Source organism: uncultured Campylobacter sp., assembly GCF_963517995.1.
Lineage (GTDB): Bacteria > Campylobacterota > Campylobacteria > Campylobacterales > Campylobacteraceae > Campylobacter_A.
Genome location: NZ_CAUQHQ010000152.1, coordinates 1 through 4,994 on the forward strand (window position 1 = coordinate 1; position 4,994 = coordinate 4,994).

Sequence of the window (4,994 nt, forward strand, 5' to 3'; positions counted from 1 at the left end):
GTATAAAAAGGTAAATTTAATAAAGTATTTTTACATTTTGATATTTTAAAATCAAAACCGCCCTATTTCTTAAATTTACGAATTTGGTTTCAAGGCATTAAATTTTTGCATTCTTAAAATTTGAAATACAAATTTACGGCGTCAAATTTTACTCTGGCCGCCTTGCATTTCTAAAATTCACGCGCTTATTTGCATTATCTGCGCAAACACCGCTCCCTTTTGCGTCTCAAGCGAGGCCACCATATCCTTTGCGTATGGATTATTGCTCGCTTTGACCCGTTTTATCGCAGCCTCAAGCTCTTTTAGCCGTTTTTGCAGTTTTTCTAGCTGTTTTTTTAGGATATCGGCGCTGCTTTCGGCCTCGTTTGCACCGCTGAGAGAATCTGACGCGCCGCGCAAGATATCGCCCCTATCGCCGCTTTTTAATTTAGCGCGCCTGCGTTTAAATTTACCGTGCTAGCCGCCGCAGAGATTTTGCCGACGCTAATCAAATTTGAGTTTAAATTTATGTTTAGTTTTACATCCATCGCCGTGCCTTTAAATTTAAAAGTATATCGGCAAATTTGAGTAAAATTTAAGGCGCAACCGCAAATTTTGCTCTCAAATTTATGGATTTTAAAGAAGGCTCGGCAAAATCGCCCAAATCCCGCCGAGCCCAAAAATCAAATGACCGAATTTACTCCTTCGGCGCTATCATATCCTCAGGCACCACCCACGCGTCAAATTCCTCGGCGGTTAATATGCCCGATTTTATCGCCTCCTCGCGCAACGTCGTGCCGTTATGATGCGCGGTTTTCGCGATCTTGGCGGCATTTGCATAGCCGATGTGCGGATTTAGCGCGGTTACTAGCATCAGGCTTTCGTGTAGCAGTTTATCGATTTTAGCCTCGTTTGCCGTGATACCGCAAGCGCAGTGTTTCTCAAAGCTTACCATCGCGTCGCTTAGCAGGCGGATGCTTTGGATGAGGTTGTACGTAAGCACCGGCTTAAAGACGTTTAGCTCGAAATTACCCTGGCTTGCGGCGATGGAGATCGAGACGTGGTTGCCCATTACCTGTGCGGCGACCATCGTGACGGCTTCGCACTGCGTCGGATTTACCTTGCCCGGCATTATCGAGCTTCCGGGCTCATTTTCGGGGATGTTTATCTCGCCTATGCCGCATCTTGGCCCGCTTGCTAGCCAGCGCACGTCGTTTGCGATCTTCATCAAATTTGCCGCCAGGCCGTTTAGCGCGCCGCTTAAAAACACCTCGGCGTCATGGCTGGTTAGGCCGTGAAATTTATTCGGATGAGATTTAAATTTAAATGCCGTGTCCGTTAGCGCGTTTAGCTCGTCGCTTACCATCTCGCTAAATTTCGGGTGCGAGTTTAGCCCCGTGCCTACTGCAGTGCCGCCGATAGCAAGCTCCTGCAAAAACGGCATAGTAGCGAGGATCTGCGCCTTGCTCGCCTTTAGCATGTGCGCGTAGCCGCTAAATTCCTGCCCGAGCGTGAGCGGTGTAGCGTCTTGCAGGTGAGTGCGGCCGATCTTTACGATCCCCGCAAACTCGGCAGTCTTTTTATCCAACGTCGCTTCAAGTTTTTCTATCGCTGGCAGTAGCTTTTTTTGAAGCTCCAGCACAAAGGCTATTCGCATCGCCGTAGGATAGGTGTCGTTTGAGCTCTGGCCTTTATTTACGTGATCGTTTGGATGCACGAATTTTGCGTCTCTCGCGTCCAGTGCCGCCTTATCGCGGAAATTTAGTCCCAAAATCTCCATCGCGCGGTTTGAAACGACCTCGTTTAGATTCATATTCGACTGCGTACCCGAGCCCGTCTGCCACACGACTAGAGGGAAATTTCCGTCCAGCTTGCCGTTTAAAATTTCATCGCACGCCTGCGCGATCGCCTCGGTGCGAGGCTCGTCTAGGCGGTCCAGCTTGCGATTAACCAGCGCGCACGCCTTTTTTAGATAGGCAAAACCCTTTATGACCTCTCTTGGCATCGTCTCCAGCCCTACTCCGATCTTAAAATTTTCATGGCTGCGCTGCGTCTGCGCACCCCAATATTTGTCGTTTGGAACCTTTACCTCGCCCATCGTGTCTTTTTCTATTCTATATTCCACGGTTTTCTCCTTTGCTTAAATTAATATTTGAAATTATATATCAATTATCATAAATTTAATCTTTCGAGATTTTACGCGCAAATTCGATATAATCGCGAAATGAAAAGAGTTTTAGCTAAATTTATCAAATTTTTTCTCGCCTTTGTCCTGCTTTGCTTCGTAGCTTTTTTGGCGCTTGATTACGCTTATCCGCTTGACGTTAAAGCGCTAAAGCGGGAAAATTCGCTCATACTTTTTGATAAAAACGGCCAAATCATAGCCCTTCGGCCTAGCAGCGACGAAATTTGGAGATTTGAGGCTAAAGACGTCCCGCAGACGCTAAAAGATAGCGTTATTTTGTTTGAAGATAAATTTTTCTACTACCATATCGGCATAAATCCATTTGCCATGATCCGCGCTGCCGCGCATAATCTCACGCACTCTAACCGCATCGGCGCATCCACGATCACGATGCAAGTCGCGCGCATGATGAAGAGAGACGAACGCACCTACGCGAATAAATTTAAAGAAATCTTTACCGCACTTCAGCTTGAGTGGCATTATAGCAAGGACGAAATTTTAGATTTTTACTTTAATCTCGCTCCATATGGCGGAAATATCGAGGGTGCTGCGGCTGCGGCGAGGTTTTATTTCGGTAAAGACTTGAGCGAGCTTAGTATCGCCGAGTGCGCGCTTTTAAGCACGATCCCAAAAAACCCCAACGCCAACCGCCTAGATAAAAAATCAAACATCAACGCGCTAAAAAACCGCGCCATTAAGCTGCTTTATAAAGCCGGCGCGATAGATCAAAGCGCCTTTACTAGAGCGCAAAGGGAGCCCTTTAAAAACAAACGCTACGATGCCGTTTATAAGGCCAAACACTACGCCGCGCAAGCTCTAAAAAACGGCGTTACGCACTCGAGCTTAGATCTAAATTTGCAAATTTTACTCGAAAACGCGATAAAAAATACCGCAGCCTCGCTAAAATCAAAAGACGCAAATAATGCCGCCGGGATAATCATCGACAATAAAAATATGAGCGTAGCGGCATACGTAGGCTCGCACGACTGGCGCGCTCCCGATGGGCAAAACGACGGCGTGACGATGAGTAGAAACGTGGGCTCCACGCTAAAGCCGTTTATATTTTCGCTAGGACTCGACGAGGGGTTCATCACGCCAAAAAGCCAGATGATAGATACAGAAATTTTCCTCGGAGAGTACGCGCCTAAAAACTACGATAGCAGGTTTTTCGGTATCATATCGGCGACCGAGGCGCTAGCGCTTAGCCTAAATATCCCGGCCGTTAGCCTAAACAACAAGCTTGGCGAAAATTCACTCTACGAGCTGCTTTCGTGCGTGCATTTGGTGAGTCGTCCAAAGGAATTTTACGCAGATAGTATCGCGCTTGGAAGCGCGGAGATGAGTTTGCTAAATTTAGCCCACCTCTACACGATCTACGCAAACGGCGGCGAGCTAAAACCGCTTGAAGTCGCAGGCAAGACGCTTAGCGGCTACGGACGGCTAATCAGCCCGCAAAGCGCCTATCTAACCTCAAAAATGCTCTCCTCCGCCTCCCGCAGTTATCTTGGCGTCGCGTGGCAATACGCCGAAAATACGCCTCAAATCGCCTTTAAAACCGGCACCAGCTACGGCTCGCGCGATATCTACACGATAGGCGTAAATAGCGACTACACGGTTGCTGTGTGGTTTGGCAACTTTAACGGCAAAAAAACGCAAAATTTAAGCGGATTTAGCGACGCCTCGCGCGCAGTTTTTGACGTATTTAAGCTACTTGCTCAAAAGCAAAAATTATCTTTCATGAGCGCGCCAAGCGGCATAGAGAGCAAAAAAACCTGCCTTGACGCGTTTAAATTTAAAGAGTGCAAAGACGAGGAAGACGACTGGCTGATAGAGGGCGTGGAGCTAAAAGACGTTTGCGAAAGTATCAGGAGCGAAGAGGTCGGGTTTTTACTCAAAAACGGCGCGATAACGCAAGCAGACATCAAAGATAGTCCTTGTTATTATAAATTTAAAAGCTATAAACCTCTCGTTGCCATGCCGACGAATAATCAAATTTTGCTAAGCGATGAGAATTTAACTAAAGTTATGCTAAAATGCTACGCTTATATCGGCGATGAGATATATCTTAAAATAGACGAAAACGAGTGGGAAAAAGTAAAAAACGCTAGCGAAAATACGTTAAATTTAACGCAAGGCAAACACAAGCTCGGATGTCTGGACGAAAACTCGAATCTAAGCGAAATAAACATGGAAATAAGGAGATTTTAATGAACTATAAACTCATGGGCTTAAGCCTAAGTTGCGTTTTGGCGGCGAATTTAAGCGCCTTTACGCTTGAGGGCGGAAGCAAAATTTTAGCAGGCGGCGCGGTAAGCCTAGGCGTAGAATACGCGCAAAAAGACGAGTCTTTAATCGGCAAGGTAACGCACAAAAAGATAATCGAGTGTTCGCCGGAAATCAGCGGCGCCTTTGAATACGGCTCGGACTCTATCTTGTTTTATCCAAAAAAACCGCTGGCAAAGGGCGTAAGCTACTCGTGCAAAAAGGGCGAAAGCAAGGTTAAAATTTACGGCGGAGATTTTGAGCTCTCGGGCATAACCGAGTACGCCAAAGATACCTTTTTAGCGGTATTTAACGACGAGGTTAGCGAGGAAGAATTTACGGCGAATTTTGGCAAAGCAAAACATCAAATACAAAATCGTAGCCAAAACTCCAAAAAGCTTTCAAATAAAGCTACTTGAAAAGGGCGAAAATTTGGTATTTGCCGTCTCTAAAAATCTAAAAAGCAAGGCCGGCGCAAACCTAAACGACGACTATGAGGCGACTAACGAATCCGAAGAGCAAGAAAAATTCGTCGATAACGATAGAGCTAAAACTATGTATTTAGACG

General features: G+C 46.2%; 4 protein-coding genes. 2 read left to right on the top strand and 2 right to left on the bottom strand.

Annotation, left to right across the window (positions count from 1 at the left end; all coding sequences use genetic code 11):
• Positions 1 to 177: 177 nt before the first annotated feature.
• Entirely contained in the window at positions 178 to 399 is a 222-nt protein-coding gene (locus RYL88_RS11415) for a hypothetical protein (RefSeq protein ID WP_314991412.1), read from the bottom strand.
• A gap of 277 nt (positions 400 to 676) precedes the next feature.
• Positions 677 to 2,104, bottom strand: a complete 1,428-nt coding sequence (fumC, locus tag RYL88_RS11420; protein ID WP_314991414.1) for a class II fumarate hydratase — start codon at positions 2,102 to 2,104, stop codon at positions 677 to 679.
• 99 nt (positions 2,105 to 2,203) lie between these two features.
• Here fumC and pbpC point away from each other — a divergent pair, with 99 nt between their 5' ends.
• Entirely contained in the window at positions 2,204 to 4,372 is a 2,169-nt protein-coding gene (gene pbpC, locus RYL88_RS11425) for a penicillin-binding protein 1C (protein WP_314991416.1), read from the top strand.
• Positions 4,372 to 4,845: a hypothetical protein gene (locus RYL88_RS11430; protein WP_314991418.1), complete on the top strand. Its 474-nt coding sequence runs from the start codon at positions 4,372 to 4,374 to the stop codon at positions 4,843 to 4,845. The genes pbpC and RYL88_RS11430 overlap by 1 nt, the downstream gene beginning before the upstream one ends.
• Positions 4,846 to 4,994: the final 149 nt, after the last annotated feature.

Bases quoted from the DNA above. Each gene is read 5' to 3' on its own strand.
- pbpC (WP_314991416.1), top strand. From the start codon at position 2,204: ATGAAAAGAGTTTTAGCTAAATTTATCAAATTTTTTCTCGCCTTTGTC.
- RYL88_RS11430 (WP_314991418.1), top strand. From the start codon at position 4,372: ATGAACTATAAACTCATGGGCTTAAGCCTAAGTTGCGTTTTGGCGGCG.